Below are 1,048 nucleotides of genomic sequence, written 5' to 3'. Positions count from 1 at the left end.
CTGGTCGTGCCGTCCGCCTGCTGGAACGCCCCGAAGATCGTCTCCAGCTGCTGTTCGGCGATACCGATCCCGGTGTCCTTCACCCGGAAGGCCACGACGCCGCCACCGCGGTGCACGGAGTCCGGGAGCTCGTGGTCGGCCGCCGGTTCGATGCGCAGCTCGACACTGCCGCGCTCGGTGAACTTGACCGCGTTGGAGATCAGGTTCCGCAGGACCTGCCGCAGCCGCGAGTCGTCGGTGAGCAGGTCGACCGGCACGCCGGCGGCGGTGCTGATGGTGAACGTGAGGCTCTTCTGCGTGGTCATCGGCCGGAACGTGGCCTCGACGTAGTCCAGGAGCTGGCGCAGTGTGAAGCGCTCCGGGTTGAGGTCCATCTTCCCGGCCTCGACCTTCGACAGGTCGAGGATGTCGTTGATCAGCTGGAGCAGGTCGCTGCCCGCGGAGTGGATGATGCCGGCGTACTCGACCTGCTTGACGGTGAGGTTGCGGGTCGGGTTCTGGGCGAGCAACTGGGCCAGGATGAGGAGGCTGTTGAGCGGGGTGCGCAGTTCGTGGCTCATGTTGGCCAGGAACTCCGACTTGTAGGTGGAGGCCAGCGAGAGCTGCTGGGCGCGCTCCTCCAGTTCCTGGCGTGCCTGCTCGATCTCCAGGTTCTTCGCCTCGATGTCGCTGTTCTGCGCCGCCAGCAGGGCCGCCTTCTCCTCCAGTTCCGCGTTGGACCGCTGCAACTCGTCCTGCTGGACCTGCAGTTCCTCCGAGCGGGACTGGAGTTCACCGGTGAGGCGCTGCGACTCGCCGAGGAGTTCGTCGGTCCGGGCGTTGGCGACGATGGTGTTGACGTTGACGCCCACCATCTCCATGAGCTGTTCGAGGAAGTCCCGGTGGATGGGCGTGAAGGCGGTGAACGAGGCGAGTTCGATGACCCCGAGCACCTGGTCGTCGACGACGACCGGGAGCACGATCAGGCTGCCCGGGGGCATCGGTCCGAGGCCCGAGGAGATGCTGATGTAGTCGCCGGGGACGCCGTCCGCCGCGATGGTACGGCGGG

General features: G+C 66.9%; 1 protein-coding gene. It reads right to left on the bottom strand.

Annotation, left to right across the window (positions count from 1 at the left end; all coding sequences use genetic code 11):
* Positions 1-1,048: GAF domain-containing protein (locus IH13_RS0107505; RefSeq protein ID WP_031082184.1), on the bottom strand; the 1,048-nt coding region annotated here is incomplete at both ends.

This window comes from Streptomyces sp. NRRL WC-3549, assembly GCF_000721935.1.
GTDB lineage: Bacteria > Actinomycetota > Actinomycetes > Streptomycetales > Streptomycetaceae > Streptomyces.
This window is presented reverse-complemented; position numbering and strand designations above follow the sequence as displayed.